This window comes from Caproicibacterium sp. NSD3 (genome assembly GCF_053613275.1).
Genome location: NZ_CM132119.1, coordinates 2,213,341 through 2,230,117 on the forward strand (window position 1 = coordinate 2,213,341; position 16,777 = coordinate 2,230,117).

Here is a 16,777-nt window from a genome sequence, read left to right on the forward strand (position 1 = left end):
CAGTTTAATTTGTATAATTAAGTAAAAATATACCATAAAATGGGTTTTGATTAGGTGTGATTAGGTTGCGTGAACTTTTAGACATCCCTTCGCAAAGAATCATTAAAATTTTAGAAACTCTGGCTGTCCACGAAGGATGGACAACCTTGCCTGATTTATCATCAGCAGTGAATGCCAGCGAACGAACCATTGCAAAGGATATTTCGAAACTCAAAAATCAATGGGGACCGAAATTAAATATTGAGTCCTCCAAGAAAAATGGGGTAAGACTTCTAAACCAAACTGCTGCAAGCATTGGTTTGGTTTTTACTGATCTTTTTAAACATTCAATCGCACTTCGTTGGATTAAAGAACTGTTGTTTCATCCAAATAAATCCATTGAATTTTATGGAAGCAAACTTTTTGTAAGTCGATCTACATTAATTCGTCTGTTGCCGAAAATCAACAAATTTTTGGCAAGTAAAAAAATGGAGGTTCAATGCCAAAACAATCAATACCAATTTCTTGGAAAAGACGAACAGTATCTGCGAGACTTTAGCGCCAGCTTTTTGCTGGAAATGTACGGATTAAATTTACAGGAATACGACACTTCTGTTGATCTAAAAATCATATACCATTTAATTGCGTCCGCACTAGCAAAAAACCTCGATCCACAAGAATTGGATTTCGCTATCAATGACGATGTTTCGATTGCCTACCAAATTATGTTTTATTTGATCTCGCTCATACGCGAAGGACAGGGATATGTGATCCCTTCCGACTATCCTGTAGAAAATGAGATAGATGCAAAAGATCTCGTATCCCTGCAAAAATATTTTCCACATTTAGGAATAGATAATCTGAGACCAATTCATGAATTCATGTTTAATCAACACAATGGATGGAGCTCCGATGAAGAAAAGAATTTATTGGATCATGAGGCAAAGTCGTTTTTTGAGCGACTGTTTTTAACAATTCCAATTTCTTTAGATGAAAATTCGCTGCATTTGATGGTTTTTATTCTTAAAGCAATTTATTTGAATGCAAAACTTCGTCCTTATAAAACTTCTACCCTATTCGACCGTATTTATTATTTTTCCCTCTCATTAAAACGCATAAATTTTCCATTATACCAAATTATAGAATCCAATTTAAAAATTTTTTCCGATCATATACATTTTGAAATGTCTTCCCGAATAAGTGATCTTGTATTTTGGATGTGCTTAGTTTTCCCAGAATTGTACCAATTTTTAAAGCAAAAAGCTGCTTTACTGATTGATGATTTTGGAAGACTGCACGCTAAATTTTTAGCAAAAATCTTATCTGATTTTTTTAATCAGAAAAATTGTGATTTCCTTCAGATCGACATTGCCCCTTATCCGGATATTTTAACTTCGGCGAAGCTTCAAAATTATGATATTTTAATCACCACAATTCCAAATCTACCGATTTCCCATCCGCATATATTTCTGGTTAACGATTACCCGACTCACAACAATCTTTCTACAATTTATAAGGCCTTAGCTGACGATAAATATTGACTGCAAATCTATTTTCTCTCTATTCAATTTAATGGTTTGATCTTAAAAATTGCATTTATAATCAAAATGTTTTTATTTTAAAAGACAAAATAAGACCCCCGCACATTGCCCAAAAGCGACGTGCGGGGGTCTTTAAGTTAACGGTAGATTTTATTATTACTTGCGAGGATTCTTAATTGCAGCCTGTGCAGCAGCCAAACGTGCAACCGGCACGCGGAACGGTGAACAGGAAACATAATTAAGACCAACATTATGGCAGAATTCAACAGAAGTCGGATCGCCACCGTGTTCGCCGCAGATTCCGAGATGGATATCCGGGCGGGTCTTGCGGCCCAGCTCAACAGCCATCTTCACCAACTTGCCAACACCCTTCTGATCCAGATGTGCAAACGGATCCAATTCATAGATCTTATTCTCATAATAAGAATCCAGGAATTTCCCGGCATCATCACGGCTAAAGCCGAAGGTCATCTGTGTAAGGTCATTTGTGCCAAAGCTGAAGAATTCAGCTTCCTTCGCGATTTCATCTGCAGTCAAAGCCGCACGCGGGATTTCGATCATGGTACCGACCTGATACTTCATATCCATGCCGGATTCTTTGATCAGCTGATCCGCGGTCTCAACAACAATGTCTTTTACGAATTTGAGTTCCTTGACTTCGCCGACCAGCGGAATCATAATACGAGGCTCAACCTTAAATTTATTGCGCTTTGTAACAGCCATTGCAGCATTAATAACAGCAGTGGTCTGCATTTTTGCAATTTCCGGATAGGTAACGCACAGACGGCATCCACGGTGACCCATCATCGGGTTAAATTCATGCAGGCTTGCAATTACATTCTTCAAACGAGCAACGGTAATTCCCAGCTCGTCCGCAATCTCCTTAATGTCCTCTTCCTTCGTAGGCAGGAACTCATGAAGTGGGGGATCGAGGTAACGGATAATAACCGGACGTCCTTCCATTGCTTCATACAGGCCTTCAAAATCGCCCTGCTGGAACGGCATGATCTTTGCCAGTGCTTTTTCACGCTCTTCGGTTGTCTCTGCAACGATCATCTCGCGCATTGCCTTGATACGGGTCTCTTCGAAGAACATGTGCTCGGTACGGCAAAGGCCAATGCCCTCTGCACCAAATTTACGGCCCTGTTTTGCATCACGGGGAGTATCAGCGTTGGTGTAAACTTCGAGCTGACGGTACTTGTCGGCCCACTCCATAAAGCGGCCAAAGTTTCCGCTAATGGTAGCCGGAGCACTCGGAATTGCCTCTCCATAGATATTGCCGGTAGTGCCGTCAAGAGAAATATAATCTCCCTCTTTAATGGTCTTGCCGCCCAAGGTAAAGGTCTTTGCATCATAGTCGACAACGATCTCACCACAGCCGGAAACGCAGCAGGTTCCCATGCCACGTGCAACAACAGCTGCATGGCTGGTCATACCGCCGCGGACAGTCAGGATACCTTCTGCAACCTGCATGCCCTCGATGTCTTCCGGAGAAGTCTCGCGGCGAACAAGGACTACCTTCTCGCCGTTCTTTGCCCACTCTTTTGCGTCTTCAGCAGAGAAGACAACACGACCGCAGGCAGCTCCCGGGGATGCAGCCAAACCTTTGCCGAGTGCCTTTGCCTTTTTAATTGCCTCAGCATCAAACTGCGGATGGAGTAAGGAATCGAGCTGCTTCGGCTCAACGCGCATAACTGCTTCTTTCTGATCGATCATGCCCTCGTCCACAAGGTCAACAGCGACTTTTAAAGCTGCATTTGCGGTACGTTTGCCGTTACGGGTCTGCAGCATGTAGAGCTTACCATTTTCAATGGTGAACTCCATATCCTGCATATCGGTATAATGTTTTTCAAGGCGGTCTGCAATCGAAGCAAACTGCTTGTATACTTCAGGCATATCCTGCTTAAGCTGTGCAATCGGGGACGGCGTGCGAACACCGGCGACAACATCTTCGCCCTGTGCATTGATGAGATATTCACCGAACAGTGCTTTCTCACCAGTTGCCGGGTTACGAGTAAATGCAACGCCTGTGCCGGAACGGTCACCGGAGTTACCAAAGACCATTGCCTGTACACTAACAGCAGTGCCCCAGTCATAAGGGATCTCGTTTAAGCGGCGATAAACGTTCGCACGGGGGTTATCCCAAGAACGGAAAACAGCCTTGACTGCTTCCATCAGCTGAACCTTCGGGTCAGAGGGGAAGTCCTCTCCCTTTTGCTCTTTATAGAAAGCCTTAAAGCGAACGACTAAATCTTTCAGATCTTCAGCAGAAAGTTCGGTATCCATCTTAATGCCCTTTTCTGCCTTCTTCTGATCGATAATTTTTTCAAATTCAGGTTTCGGCAGTTCCATAACAACGTCCGAGAACATCTGGATGAAACGGCGATAAGAATCATAAGCAAAACGCTCATTGTTTGTAAATTTTGCGAGACCTTTGACCACAACGTCGTTGAGGCCCAAATTCAGAATTGTATCCATCATGCCAGGCATCGAAGCGCGGGCACCGGAACGAACGGAAACCAGAAGCGGATTCTCGGGATCTGCAAATTTCTTGCCGCAGATTTTTTCCATCTTTGCAAGATACTCGTTAATTTCCGCCGTGATCTCGTCGTTGATCTGACGGCCGTCATTGTAATACTGGGTACAGGCTTCTGTAGAGATCGTAAATCCCTGGGGAACCGGCATTCCTGCATTGGTCATTTCGGCAAGGTTTGCGCCTTTGCCGCCCAGGAGTTCTCTCATGTCCTTGTTGCCCTCTGAGAACAGATAGACATACTTGTGACTCATAGATAATCCTCCTACACTTTTAATATCAGTTTGCTGAAGTAAACTCAAATCCACAAAGTGGCAGATTTCGCCCACTTCGTTATTATTATAGCAACTTTCTGCCATGATTTCCACAGAAATTTTTGAAAATGCAAAGGTTTTCGAAGAAAATCGAAAGAAAAATGGCGCTTCCTACGAAAAAACAGATTCTTATCACTTCTCCCTTGAAATTTTATAGTAAAACACCTATACTAATAATATATTTTCTGATATTTATTTCACACAAAACAGACTTTTTACGAATTTTCCTTTTTTGTGCGGAATGATAGAAAAAGGGCTTTTTCCCTCTTGGCAATCTTATTATAGGACAAGCTGTCATGAAAAAAATCGGGAAAAAAGGGCCCACAAAACTGAATCATTTTACAGGGGGATATGACATGAATTTTCACGGCAAGGAAATCAAGATTTTCGCTGCCAGCGCCAGTAAAATCGTAGCAAAACAGATCAGCGAATGTCTGGGACTGCCCATGGGTAAGAGTGAAGTAACCACTTTCAGCGACGGGGAGATCTCCGTTTCTCTTCAGGAATCCGTACGCGGATCTGATTGCTTTATCGTTCAATCGACCTGTGCACCGGTCAACAACAACCTGATGGAACTGCTCATCATGATTGATGCGATGAAGCGTGCCAGTGCTGCCCGAATCACTGCAGTGATTCCTTACTTTGGCTATGCCCGCCAGGACCGCAAGGCAAAAGCACGTGATCCGATCAGTGCAAAGCTCTGTGCCGACCTGATCACCACAGCCGGTGCGGACCGCGTCCTCACAATGGACCTTCACGCTGCACAGATTCAAGGCTTCTTCAACATTCCTGTTGACCATCTGCGCGGAGTTCCGCTTTTGGCATCTTTCCTCAAAGAGCGCGTCGCAGACCACGTTGACGACTATGTGGTAGTTTCCCCCGACCTCGGCAGCGTTACCCGCGCCCGTGACTTTGCAACCCGTGTTGGCACACCGCTTGCTATTGTAGATAAGCGCCGCCAAAAAGCAAATGTCTGCGAAGTCATGAATATTATCGGCTCCGTTCAGGGTAAAAAAGTAATTCTGGTAGACGATATGATCGATACTGCCGGTACCCTCTGCAACGCCGCCAAAGCGATTATGGAGCACGGTGCACTTTCCGTTACCGCCTGTGCAACCCATGGTGTTCTCTCCGGTCCCGCAATTCAGAGGATCCGCGATTCCGTTATTGATGAAGTTGTTCTTCTGGATACGGTTCCGCTGCCTCCTGAAAAGAAGCTGGAAAAGATCACGCTTTTACCTACCGCTCCAACTTTTGCAGAAGCGATTGAGCGTATCTATGAAGATAAACCAGTTTCCCCTATGTTTATCTGAGATTCGGCTTGTTAAAATTCAAAATAGAGAAGGGACTGCTGGCCTCCCGGGCGGCGGCCCCTTCTTTTCATCTTTTTATAAGGAGGATTTTTCCCGATGTTTTTTCAAAAATCTCCTGAAGCTGTCGGCTCCATTGAATATCTTTTGGTCGGTCTTGGCAATCCCGGCAAAGAGTATGAAGGGACACGCCATAACACCGGATTTATGGCGATCGACAAAATTGCTAATGACGCGGGCGTAAAACTTGACCGCCTAAAATTTAAAGGGCTTTGTACGTCTGCAACACTCGGCGGTAAAAAAGTGCTGCTTCTAAAGCCCTCCACCTTTATGAATCTTTCCGGTCAGAGTGTCACTGAAGCCATGCGCTTTTATAAACTCCCTCCCGAAAAAGTGATCGTGCTTTTTGATGATATTTCTCTCCCCTGCGGACATCTTCGAATTCGCCGCAAAGGCAGTGACGGCGGACACAACGGCATGAAAAACATTTTGTACCTTTCCGGCAGTGATCAATTTCCGCGCATTAAAATCGGGGTAGGAGAAAAGCCGAATCCGAATTGGGATTTAGCAGACTGGGTCCTTAGCCACTTTTCAACGGATGAAATGAAACTGATGGACGAAAGCATCAAAAATGCCGCGGCCGCAGCTGCTCTCATGGTAAACGACAAAATTGACGAAGCGATGAATCGCTATAACGGATGAACGGGCTTTATCTGCATGTGCCCTTTTGTGTTCAAAAATGTCCTTACTGTGATTTTTTCTCTCTGCGGGCAACAGAAGAGCAGATGGAATCCTATACGGATTTTTTGATTCTCACTATGAAAAAATGGAAAAAGGAGCACCCGGATTTTTTCTGTGACACGCTTTATTTTGGCGGCGGAACCCCCAGCCTTTTGGGTGCTAAGCGCCTCTGCCGTCTAACAAACGCTGCCCGAACCGAATTTGGCCTTACCGATGCCGAAATCACGGTGGAAGTTAACCCCGGAGAAATTTCGCCCGATTTTTTTCCGCCTCTCTTTGAAGCAGGTGTCAACCGTATTTCATTAGGGCTTCAATCTGCAAATCCAGAAGAGCTTTCTTTTCTTGGACGCCGCCATACACCTCAACAAGCTGCTGCTGCAATGGCGGAAGCACGACGCGCCGGAATCCAAAATATTTCTCTTGATTTAATTTTAGCATTTCCGGGACAGACTGATGATTCTCTGAAAGAAAGCATTCAATTCTGCCGCGAAAACGGTGCTTCGCACGTTTCCGCCTATCTTTTGCAAATCGAGCCCGGCACATTATTTTTTAAAAATCGAAACAGTTTAAATCTCCCCGGAGAAGAAGAAACCTGTGAACGATATCTTTTTGCCTGCCAAGAATTAAAAGGTGCGGGCTTTTCTCAATATGAAATTTCAAATTTTGCAAAGCCGGGCTATGAAGGCCGTCACAATTTAAAATACTGGAACCAGGAAGAATATCTTGGACTTGGTCCCTCTGCTTCTTCCTATTATAATAGAAAACGATTTTACTGGCCGCGTTCTCTGCGGGGATTTTTAATGGGCGAACCACCCTTAGAAGAAACCGACCGTGTAATCCCTGCCGGCAGTTTTGCGGAATATGCACTTTTGCGTCTGCGCCTCTGCGAAGGGTTAACTGAAAAAGGCTGCCTTAGTCGCTTTTCTCATGGAATTCCAAGCTCTTTGCGCAAAGCAGCGATTCCTTATGAAAAAGCCGGGCTTTTAACTCAGTCACCTGAAGCACTTGCACTGACGCCGCATGGGTTTCTGGTTTCAAATTCCTTGATTGAAACCCTGCTAGAAGCGCTGTAAATTTTAAAACAGTTCTTCTAAAAAGAGGCTGGCAAAGATTTGCCAGCCTCTTTTTCTAGCTTTTTGTAAAAATTTTTGACAATTCATAATCTCTTTACAAATACCCTATTGACACCGGGGCAAAGTAATGGTACATTTATAAATGTAGTTAGCACTCGATCATATAGAGTGCTAACTTGTCAAAAGAGGTGATCGTTCATGGAACTCAGCCCACGCAAACAAAAAATTCTAACAGCGGTGATTGAGCTTTATACCGAAACCGGCGAGCCGGTCGGGAGCAAAGCGCTATGTGAAATGCTTGAGTTTCCAGTTTCCTCTGCTACTGTGCGAAACGAAATGAGCGAGCTTTCCGCGATGGGCCTCTTGGAGCAGCCGCACACTTCCGCCGGGAGGGTTCCTAGCGAAGCCGGATATCGTTTTTATCTGGACTCTTTAATTGAGCCGGAATCCACCACTCCGGATGAGCGGCATTTTATTGATGCTTTGCTTCTTCCCAGTGCCTATGACCCGGAAAAGCTTTTGGACGGTGTTTCACGAGCACTTTCCGGAATGACCCGTCTGGCCGCGATTTCCATTACACCCAGTGGGCGGGACGCAGTCGTTCGGGCAGTTCAATTTGTTCAGACAAGCCGTCGCACCTCAATGGTCATTTTGATGACCAGTAATGGCACCATGCACACGCGGGTTTTTCATTGCGAGTTTGATCTTTCCCCTGAAATTTTGCGGGTGTTTTTCCGAGTTTTTAATGAGAAGCTTGTAAATATGCCGATTCGCAAAATTACGCCTGCTTTTATCCAGTCTTTAGCCGCTTCCATGGGAGATGTCGGTATGCTGATGAGCAGTGCTTTGATGGCATTGTTAGAAGTAGCCCGTGAAGCAATGGGCGCTGACGTTCGCATGGATGGAGAAACGAACCTGCTCTATTATCCCGAGTTTGGAGAAGGCGATCTTCGCCGAGTGATGGGATTTTTGGCACGGCAAGATGAAGTTTACCGTCTGCTGATTGAACCCGGTGATCGGGTCTTGATTGGAAAAGAGATCGGCGTTCCGGCACTTGACAGTATGGCGTTAATTATTTCCCACTATGCAATCAATGGCATGCCTGCCGGAGCAATCGCACTTTTAGGACCCATGCGCATGAATTACAAGCGCCTTCTCGGGAGCCTTTCGTACCTTTCCGACAGTGTGGGGCGAATGCTCACGGAATTAATGAAATTACAATGACTTTAGAGTCAAAAAGATAGGGGGCATCATCTTGAATAAAAAAGAAGACAACCAGGAAAAGCAAAAAGAAAAGCCACAGGAAGAAAAAGCTGAAAAAGCTGAAACAGAAGAAAAGAAACCTGCTGAGGCAAAGCCCGAAAAAAAAGCGGAAAATCCGCAGGAAGATTCTGCAAAACTTCTGGAAACAGCGCAGGCGGAACTGAAAAAGCAAAAAGACATTCTGCTGCGCACGGCCGCAGAATATGATAATTATCGTAAGCGTACCGAACGCGAGAAAACAACCGCTTATGCCGATGCAACGGCAGCAGCGGTTCTGGAATTTCTTCCGGTAGCCGATAACCTGACGCGGGCTCTCAGTCAAAAAGACTGTTCCATAGAAGACCTGCGCAAAGGGATTGAATTGGTTCAAAAGCAGATGGAATCCGCACTTAAAAAACTCGGGGTCGAACCCATGGGCAAAAAAGGTGATCCATTTGATGCCGAATATCACAATGCCGTTTCTCACATTGAAAGTGACGATCTTGGAGAGAATGTCATTGCAGAGGTTTTTCAGCCCGGTTATAAACTAGGTGACCGTATTGTTCGTCACGCGATGGTTCAGGTTGCCAATTGATTTTTGGAAACCCTAATTTTTCCTTTGTCCTTCCGCATGGATTTCATGCAGATTTAAATAAAACATTTACACCGAAACATTGATTTGGAGGTAACAGATATGAGTAAAACAATTGGTATTGATTTAGGCACTACAAACTCTTGTGTGGCAGTTATCGAAGGCGGCGAGCCGGTCGTCATCGCAAATGCCGAAGGCGGACGTACAACCCCTTCTGTTGTCGGCTTTAAAAAAGACGGCGAGCGCATGGTCGGCGCAACCGCAAAACGTCAGGCTGTCGCGAATCCGGAGCGCACCGTTTCTTCTATTAAGCGCCACATGGGCACCGACTACAAAGTAAAAATTGATGATAAACAGTATACCCCTCAGGAAATCAGCGCAATGATTCTGCAAAAGCTGAAGGCAGACGCCGAAGCTTATCTTGGCCAGCCGATCACCAGCGCAGTTATCACCGTCCCTGCATATTTTAGTGATGCACAACGTCAGGCTACAAAAGATGCCGGCAAAATTGCAGGCCTCGATGTAAAACGTATTATCAACGAGCCAACCGCAGCAGCGCTTTCTTATGGCGTTGATAAAGGTCAGGAACAAAAGATCATGGTTTACGACCTTGGCGGCGGCACTTTCGATGTCTCTATCATCGAGATGGGCGACGGCGTTCAGGAAGTTCTCGCAACTGCTGGTGATACTCACCTCGGCGGCGATGACTTTGATAGCCGTGTCATTGATTGGATGCTCAAAGGCTTTAAAGCAGAAAACGGCATCGATCTTTCCAATGATAAGATGGCGATGCAGCGCTTAAAGGAAGCTGCTGAAAAAGCAAAGATTGACCTCTCCGGCATGACCACCACCCAGATCAACCTGCCCTTTATCACAGCAGATGCAAACGGCCCGAAACATTTGGATATGACGCTCACAAAAGCAAAATTTGATGAACTCACTTCCGATCTGGTCGAGCGCACCATGGGTCCTGTGAATCAGGCAATGAAAGACGCTGGCCTCTCCTTCAACGACATCAACAAAGTTTTGCTGGTCGGCGGCTCCACCCGTACGCCAGCTGTTCAAGAAGCTGTTAAAAAGGTGAGCGGCAAAGAGCCATTTAAGGGTATCAACCCTGATGAATGTGTTGCAATTGGCGCTGCCATTCAGGCCGGTGTTCTGGGCGGCGAAGTCGAAGGTCTGCTGCTTTTGGATGTCACCCCGCTTTCTCTGGGTGTTGAAACCATGGGCGGCGTCATGACAAAGGTTATTGACCGCAACACGACAATCCCGACCAAGAAGAGCCAGATTTTCTCCACTGCTGCAGACGGTCAGACACAGGTTGAAGTAAATGTTCTGCAAGGCGAACGTGACTTTGCCCGCGACAACAAACAGCTCGGCCTCTTTAAACTGGACGGCATTGCTCCGGCTCCGCGTGGAATCCCTCAGATCGAAGTCGCCTTCGATATTGATGCCAACGGCATTGTAAATGTCTCCGCAAAAGATCTTGCGACTGGCAAAGAACAGCATATCACGATCTCTTCTTCCTCCAACATGAGCAAAGATGATATCAATAATGCTGTAAAAGATGCTGAAAAGTATGCAGAAGAAGACAAGAAGCACCGCGAGGTTGTCGATGCAAAGAACAATGCAGAGCAGATGGTCTATGCCGCTGAAAAGCTTGTAAAAGACAGTGGCGACAAAATGGACAGCAACGATAAGACAGAACTCGAGAGCAAGATTGCCGCTCTGAAAGAAGCTTCCGGCAAAGATGACACTGCAGATATGAAGACAAAATCCGATGAACTGCAGAAAGTACTGTTCTCCATCAGTGAAAAACTTTACAAGAATGCAGCTCCTCAAGGGAATGCTGCTGGTGCTGCCCCACAGGGCGGCGCACAGCCAGACGCATCTCACCAGGATACAAACGGCAACACCGTTTATGATGCAGACTATAAAGATGTAGACGACAACAAAGACAAAAAATAATTTTGGAAGAGAAAACACCAAACAACGAATTCTCTGAAAAAATTTTTGTAACGCGTAATCTTGGCAGCTTCGGCTGCCTTTCGCGCGTCCTATAGGAGTGATAGAACCAATGGCAGAAAAACGCGATTATTATGAAGTCATGGGCGTGCCGAAGAACGCCTCTGATGACGAAATTAAAAAAGCTTATCGAAAGCTCGCTAAAAAATATCACCCGGACCTTCACCCGGGAGACAAAGTAGCAGAAGAAAAATTTAAAGAGGCCAACGAAGCTTACGAAGTCCTTTCCAATCCGGAAAAGAAAGCGCGGTATGATCAATTCGGTCATGCCGGTGTTGATCCCAATTTTGGCGGAGGTCCTGGTGGAAGCCCATTCGATGCAGATATTGATCTCGGAGATATTTTCAATTCTTTCTTTGGCGGCGGATTTGGCGGTACTCATCGTCAAAGCCCAAATGCTGCCCGGCGCGGCAGTGACGCGGAAACCAGTGTTTATATCAGTTTCCAGGAGGCTGCAAAAGGCTGCAAACAAACGGTTTCCTATGAAAAAATCGATGTCTGTGCTTCCTGCGGCGGAAGCGGCGCTAAAAAAGGCACTTCGGCCAAAACTTGTCCCACCTGCGGCGGTACCGGCCAAATACACGTCAGCCAGCGCACACCGTTTGGTGTTATGCAGACTACCCGTACCTGTGATCGCTGCGGTGGTTCCGGTCGGGTAATCGACAGTCCGTGTCCTACCTGCAGCGGTACTGGTCACGTTCGTCAAAAAAAGACACTGGAAATCAGCATCCCCGCAGGAATCGCTGATCAGCAAGTGCTCAATATTTCCGGGCAGGGCAATGCCGGAACACACGGCGGTCCTGCAGGAGATCTTCATGTATTTGTTTCGGTGCGTTCTCATCCGATTTTTGAACGCCGCGGATTTGATGTCTGGTGTGAAATGCCAATTACCTTCAGCCAAGCTGCGTTAGGCGCCGAGGTGATCGTGCCTACGATCGACGGCAAAGTAAGCTATCAGGTACATGAGGGTACGCAGCCCGGCGATATCTTTAAGCTGCGCGGAAAAGGAATTCAAAAGCTCGGCAGCCGTGGCCGTGGAGACCAATATGTCCGCGTTACGATTGAGGTCCCGAAGGATCTGACTGATAAGCAAAAGGAATTGCTGCGGAATTTCGATGATTCCGCCAGCGATAAAAACTACCAGAATCGCAAGTCTTTTTTCGATAAGCTGAAGAATTTGTTTGATTAAAACACATCTTCTAATCGGGACTGTTATCCTATTAAGACACAGTCCCGATTTTTTATTGTCCATAAACAGAAAAGCACCCTATCTGCAAATTACAGATAGGGTGCTTCCTTTATAATAGGGAGAATTGTAAGTAAATTAAAATGGATTCAAAAAAGCTACCGGTTAAAGTAATCAAAGAATTTTGCCAACTCTTCTGTAACTGCTTCGAAGAGCAGCCTCCCTTTTTCCGGTGATGCAAGATGCGGCTGCCCGATATGTCCCTCAGGATTCACTTCGTTAAAATTCGCATATTTCTGATACTTTTTGTACCCCAGAAGATCACGCTGAAACCATGGATCTCCTGGTACAGGATCGCATTCATGAATTAATTCCTTATGAACAAGCTTTGGGTGAAGATACATCATGATCGAAGTTTCAAATTCACCCGCATGGCCCATCCCGCCTAACTTTGATTCTCGAATTTCGCTGATTCTTTGACCTGCTACATCCCAATAACGCAACTCTTTGAGAGCAAAAGAAGTTCCATATTTTTCGCCCATCTCATTGATAACAGCAGAAAGATATACCTGATTTCCCCCATGAGAATTGACCAGATACATTCTCTTAAAACCATTTTCCCGCACGCATTCACAAATATTGCAGGCATAATTGACTAAGTCCTTTTGGGGCATGGTAATATATCCCGGCGCAAAGCGATGGTGCGGCGAATATCCATAGCAAACCTGCGGCAAAAGAATGATTGGTGTTTTTGCAAGCGCTGCTGCCTGTTCGGTAACTGCTTTGCCCAAAAAAGCGTCCGTCCCTACCGGGAGATGATAAGAATGCTGCTCTGTAGACGCAAAATTGATCACCACCGCAGCTTTTTCACGATACTGCTCAAATTCCAGCTGACTCAACTGGTTCCAGTTAATCAGCATTCCGACTCCTTCTTTCCTGTTTTCTGCAATTCAAAAAGGACTTCGATCTCTGCAGACTGCCCATTTGGCAAAGCGCTCACGCCGATTGCACTGCGCACCCCCTGATTTTGGATTCCAAAGAGTGCGGAAAACAGTTCGGAAGCTCCATCTGCAACTGCGCTTTGCTCATGAAAATCTCCTGCACTGGCAATAAAAACCGTCATTTTAATAATTTTGGAAATATAATTTAGATCTCCGATACATTCTTGTGCATTTGCCAAAATATTCAGCGCACATTGCCGGGCTGCTTTTTTGCCTTCTTCTAAGGAAACATCTTTTCCCAGGTGCCCCACAACTAACGGTTTTCCATCTTTTGCGCAGCCGGTGCCAGAAGTATAAAGATAATTTTCTCCGAACACTGTCATCATATTATAACGTCCAATCGAAGAAGTATGTTTTGGAAGTTCCAAAGAAAGTTCCTCTATTTTTTTATAAATATTACTCAATATAATAGCCCCTTTTCAAGCGGCTCAGTCGGCAAAGGCTGCGGCCGCACGAGTATAAAGCCGCAAGAAATTTTGGCTAAACCATTTTTCGAGTTTTTGCGGATCAATTCCGCTGAGAAGAACCGATCCCAAACTGACCGCCGGATCATTCCACGGGCCATCTGTTCCATAAAGGGCCTTATCGGGATTTAATTCCTGATCCACCATGGTCAATGCACCATAACGCTTATTGACCGGGCTGCAGAGATCATAATACAGATTCGGATAACGATTACAAAGTTCAATACATTTTCCGGTTCCAAGATCCATCGCACCATGGCCGATAATCAGCGGCGCCTCCGGATATTCTTTCGCAAGCTCCTCAAATACACTTAGCCGATCACCGCCAAAATAAGTATGGCTTAAAATCGGAATATGATGTTCGCTCGCATATCGGAACATCTTCTCATAATTTTTTCCATCAAGCGGATAATCTCCGGAAAGCTCCGGGTGAACTTTAAATCCAACAATTTCTTTATGAGAAAAATACTTTGGCACTTCTTCATCAAACAGTTCCGGATAATTCGGATTTACCATATACTGTCCCAAAAAGCGACCAGGATGTCTGCGGCAAACGTCCAGCGTATACTGATTTCCTCTGACAGGGTCCCCTGAAATTGCCATATTGGAAGAAAAGACGACCGTATCCACGCCCAAACGATCCATATTATCGAGCATCTGATACTCATTATTATAAGGAAGATAAAAATTCCAGATTGGTCCCATATGCGCATGAGAATCAATCACGCGATATTTTTTGCTTGCTTCCATCATAAATCCCCTCCTTTGATCGGCAATCCCATGATTCTGCGAGCATTATCTCCTGCAATCAACTTTTTCTCTTCAAATGACAAATTGGCAAATGTCACTTGACCGACCATTGTTCCAATTGTGGAAACCGGGAATTTAGAGCCAGCAATAAAACGCTGTGCTCCAACCTGATTCACCATATACTCAAGCTCTCTGTGAACATCCAGACCGGAAGTTTGCACATACAGATTCTGGCATTCCCGCAAAAGCTTAATTAAAGTCCATGCTGTACGCTGAAACCCATCCGCCAAAATAATGTCCAGTTTTGGAAAGTCCTTTGCGACTTCATAAAGTTTTGGCCAATCAGGTTCATCACGACGATTGGGAGAAAATTCAACGGTAATCGGAATGTGCCGACGCTGAAATTCTTCAAAATAATCCCCATAGAACCACTTTGTAAATGCATAGCGCGTCGCTTTTGCCGGATTTCCCGTAGAAGACGGGAATAAGCGAACTGCTTTTATGCCTTCTTTTTCCATCTGATCTACATAGGACTTCGGAGAACAGCCCATTGCTTCCTCACTGGGAACAACAACCCACGTCGGAATCATTTCCGGGCGATCGTCGCCGATTTCTTCCATTAAAAGATTGTTTCCATAATTCGCCTCATATGCTTTTGCGAGCACATGATACGGCGCCGACTGTGCAATATGATTGCGGCGCAGTTCTTTTAAAAGCCGTTCTTTATCCATCCAGACCCCGGTAAACGGAACCGGCGGCCGCCCAAAACTAACTGCGAAATCAAGAAATTCAAGTGCAGAAATTTTTTCGGTAAAATTTTGTTCTACCATTTCTGTTGCCCTCTTTCTAATAATATAAAAAGCATTTAATGCAACCAATTTATTTTTCAGGAGTCGGTTCTGTATTTTTTCACCTTATCCCAGTCGAGGCTGACCCCCAACCCCGGACGATCTACTGCCAGAGCATAGCCATCTTCTACCGGCAAAGTTTCTTTGATCACATCATCTTCAAAATAGAGATTGCCGATCACGTCACTAGGATGATCAATTCTTGGAGCAGCAAGAGCAAGCTGCAGCTCGGCAGCAGTCCCAATCCCAAATTCCGGCATGCTGCCAATGCAGAACCCAACTCCGGCAATATCGCAGAGATTTGCAATTTGCATGGAACGATAAAGTCCACCGGATTCACTGACATAAACGTTGAAAATATCGCCTGCATTTGCCCGCACTGCGTCGAGTGCATCTGCCGGCTCCCAAATACTTTCATCTAACATCAGCGGAATCGGGAACTTTTCCCGGATTCTGGAAAGCTTTAAAAGTTCTCTCGGTGCAAAAGGCTGTTCAATTGAAAGGACTCCCAAATCAGCCAACTGATGAGCAACTTTAATCAGCGCTTTTTCATCGCGCCAGCCCATATTGGCATCCACACGGATTCCAAGCTTTGGCCCGAACTTTTCGCGGATTGCGCGAACCGCTTCTACATCGCCTTCGAAATCAATTCCGACTTTTACTTTTACCGTATGAAAACCAGCTTTTACATGCTGTTCCACTTGAGCGACGCGCTCTTCGACTGTCCCCATCGCAACTGAATGAGAAAGAGGAATCCGCTCCCTGCGTTTGCCGCCAAGCAGCTGATAAACCGGCAGTCCGGTAGATTTTCCGATTGCATCATACATGGCCATTTCGATGCCGGCTTTAAAGCAAAGTGCATTTTTGCTCCAAGCGATGGCTTTATCCATTTTTGCAATCGCTTCGGTGATACTAAAAACATCAAGTCCTATCACGGAATCAGAGAGCTTCTGCCCCATATCCCGCAAAAGGCCGCTTCCGTATGTATCCCAAATTGAAGAAACTTCACCAAGGCCACAGATTCCATCATCCGTATGCAGTAAAACAATGACTGCATCTCCAAACGGATTGTTTCCAAGTGCTGTCTTCCAGACTTTTCCGCCTTTGGCACCGCGCTTTGGAATACGAATCGGTATGTACTCAATTTTTTCGATTTTCATTTGATTCCTTTCTTTCTC

General features: G+C 45.4%; 14 protein-coding genes. 8 read left to right on the forward strand and 6 right to left on the reverse strand.

Features of this window, described 5'->3' with window-relative positions; all coding sequences use genetic code 11:
* The first annotated feature begins 65 nt into the window (after window positions 1–65).
* Window positions 66–1,520 (forward strand): helix-turn-helix domain-containing protein, encoded by a 1,455-nt coding sequence (locus ACVS9P_RS10855; RefSeq protein ID WP_452103551.1) that lies wholly within the window; start codon window positions 66–68, stop codon window positions 1,518–1,520.
* A 156-nt stretch (window positions 1,521–1,676) separates the two neighbouring features.
* Here the strand turns inward: ACVS9P_RS10855 and ppdK are convergent, their stop codons facing one another.
* The gene (ppdK, locus tag ACVS9P_RS10860; protein WP_452103552.1) at window positions 1,677–4,307 is read right to left on the reverse strand and encodes a pyruvate, phosphate dikinase; all 2,631 of its coding nucleotides are present in this window, start codon (window positions 4,305–4,307) and stop codon (window positions 1,677–1,679) included.
* A gap of 416 nt (window positions 4,308–4,723) precedes the next feature.
* Here ppdK and ACVS9P_RS10865 point away from each other — a divergent pair, with 416 nt between their 5' ends.
* The 7 genes from ACVS9P_RS10865 to dnaJ all read left to right on the forward strand — a co-directional run bounded on the left by ACVS9P_RS10865 (window position 4,724) and on the right by dnaJ (window position 12,539).
* On the forward strand, window positions 4,724–5,680 hold the full coding sequence (locus ACVS9P_RS10865; RefSeq protein ID WP_452104710.1) for a ribose-phosphate pyrophosphokinase: 957 nt from the start codon (window positions 4,724–4,726) through the stop codon (window positions 5,678–5,680).
* A gap of 96 nt (window positions 5,681–5,776) precedes the next feature.
* Entirely contained in the window at window positions 5,777–6,379 is a 603-nt protein-coding gene (gene pth / locus ACVS9P_RS10870; protein WP_452103553.1) for an aminoacyl-tRNA hydrolase, read from the forward strand.
* Window positions 6,376–7,491 carry a radical SAM family heme chaperone HemW gene (gene hemW / locus ACVS9P_RS10875; RefSeq protein WP_452103554.1) on the forward strand — a complete coding sequence of 372 codons (1,116 nt, stop codon included), beginning with the start codon at window positions 6,376–6,378 and terminating at the stop codon, window positions 7,489–7,491. Before pth ends, hemW begins: the two co-directional genes overlap by 4 nt.
* A 198-nt stretch (window positions 7,492–7,689) precedes the next feature.
* On the forward strand, window positions 7,690–8,715 hold the full coding sequence (gene hrcA, locus ACVS9P_RS10880; RefSeq protein WP_452103555.1) for a heat-inducible transcriptional repressor HrcA: 1,026 nt from the start codon (window positions 7,690–7,692) through the stop codon (window positions 8,713–8,715).
* Window positions 8,716–8,746: 31 nt separating this feature from the next.
* Window positions 8,747–9,328 carry a nucleotide exchange factor GrpE gene (locus ACVS9P_RS10885; RefSeq protein ID WP_452103556.1) on the forward strand — a complete coding sequence of 194 codons (582 nt, stop codon included), beginning with the start codon at window positions 8,747–8,749 and terminating at the stop codon, window positions 9,326–9,328.
* 99 nt (window positions 9,329–9,427) lie between these two features.
* Window positions 9,428–11,293: a molecular chaperone DnaK gene (gene dnaK, locus ACVS9P_RS10890; RefSeq protein ID WP_452103557.1), complete on the forward strand. Its 1,866-nt coding sequence runs from the start codon at window positions 9,428–9,430 to the stop codon at window positions 11,291–11,293.
* A 109-nt stretch (window positions 11,294–11,402) separates the two neighbouring features.
* Window positions 11,403–12,539, forward strand: a complete 1,137-nt coding sequence (dnaJ, locus tag ACVS9P_RS10895) for a molecular chaperone DnaJ (protein WP_452103558.1) — start codon at window positions 11,403–11,405, stop codon at window positions 12,537–12,539.
* 155 nt (window positions 12,540–12,694) lie between these two features.
* On the opposite strand, the gene ACVS9P_RS10900 is transcribed toward dnaJ, so the two are convergent.
* From ACVS9P_RS10900 to ACVS9P_RS10920, 5 genes are read right to left on the reverse strand one after another with little or no spacing between them, the layout of a single operon-like run.
* Window positions 12,695–13,456: a creatininase family protein gene (locus ACVS9P_RS10900; protein WP_452103559.1), complete on the reverse strand. Its 762-nt coding sequence runs from the start codon at window positions 13,454–13,456 to the stop codon at window positions 12,695–12,697.
* Window positions 13,450–13,941, reverse strand: coding sequence for a RidA family protein (locus tag ACVS9P_RS10905; RefSeq protein WP_452103560.1), 492 nt, complete (start codon window positions 13,939–13,941; stop codon window positions 13,450–13,452). The genes ACVS9P_RS10900 and ACVS9P_RS10905 overlap by 7 nt, the downstream gene beginning before the upstream one ends.
* 24 nt (window positions 13,942–13,965) lie before the next feature.
* The gene (locus ACVS9P_RS10910; RefSeq protein ID WP_452103561.1) at window positions 13,966–14,754 is read right to left on the reverse strand and encodes an amidohydrolase family protein; all 789 of its coding nucleotides are present in this window, start codon (window positions 14,752–14,754) and stop codon (window positions 13,966–13,968) included.
* Window positions 14,751–15,581, reverse strand: a complete 831-nt coding sequence (locus tag ACVS9P_RS10915; protein WP_452103562.1) for an amidohydrolase family protein — start codon at window positions 15,579–15,581, stop codon at window positions 14,751–14,753. The genes ACVS9P_RS10910 and ACVS9P_RS10915 overlap by 4 nt, the downstream gene beginning before the upstream one ends.
* Window positions 15,582–15,637: 56 nt before the next feature.
* Window positions 15,638–16,759 (reverse strand): mandelate racemase/muconate lactonizing enzyme family protein, encoded by a 1,122-nt coding sequence (locus ACVS9P_RS10920; RefSeq protein ID WP_452103563.1) that lies wholly within the window; start codon window positions 16,757–16,759, stop codon window positions 15,638–15,640.
* Window positions 16,760–16,777 lie beyond the last annotated feature (18 nt).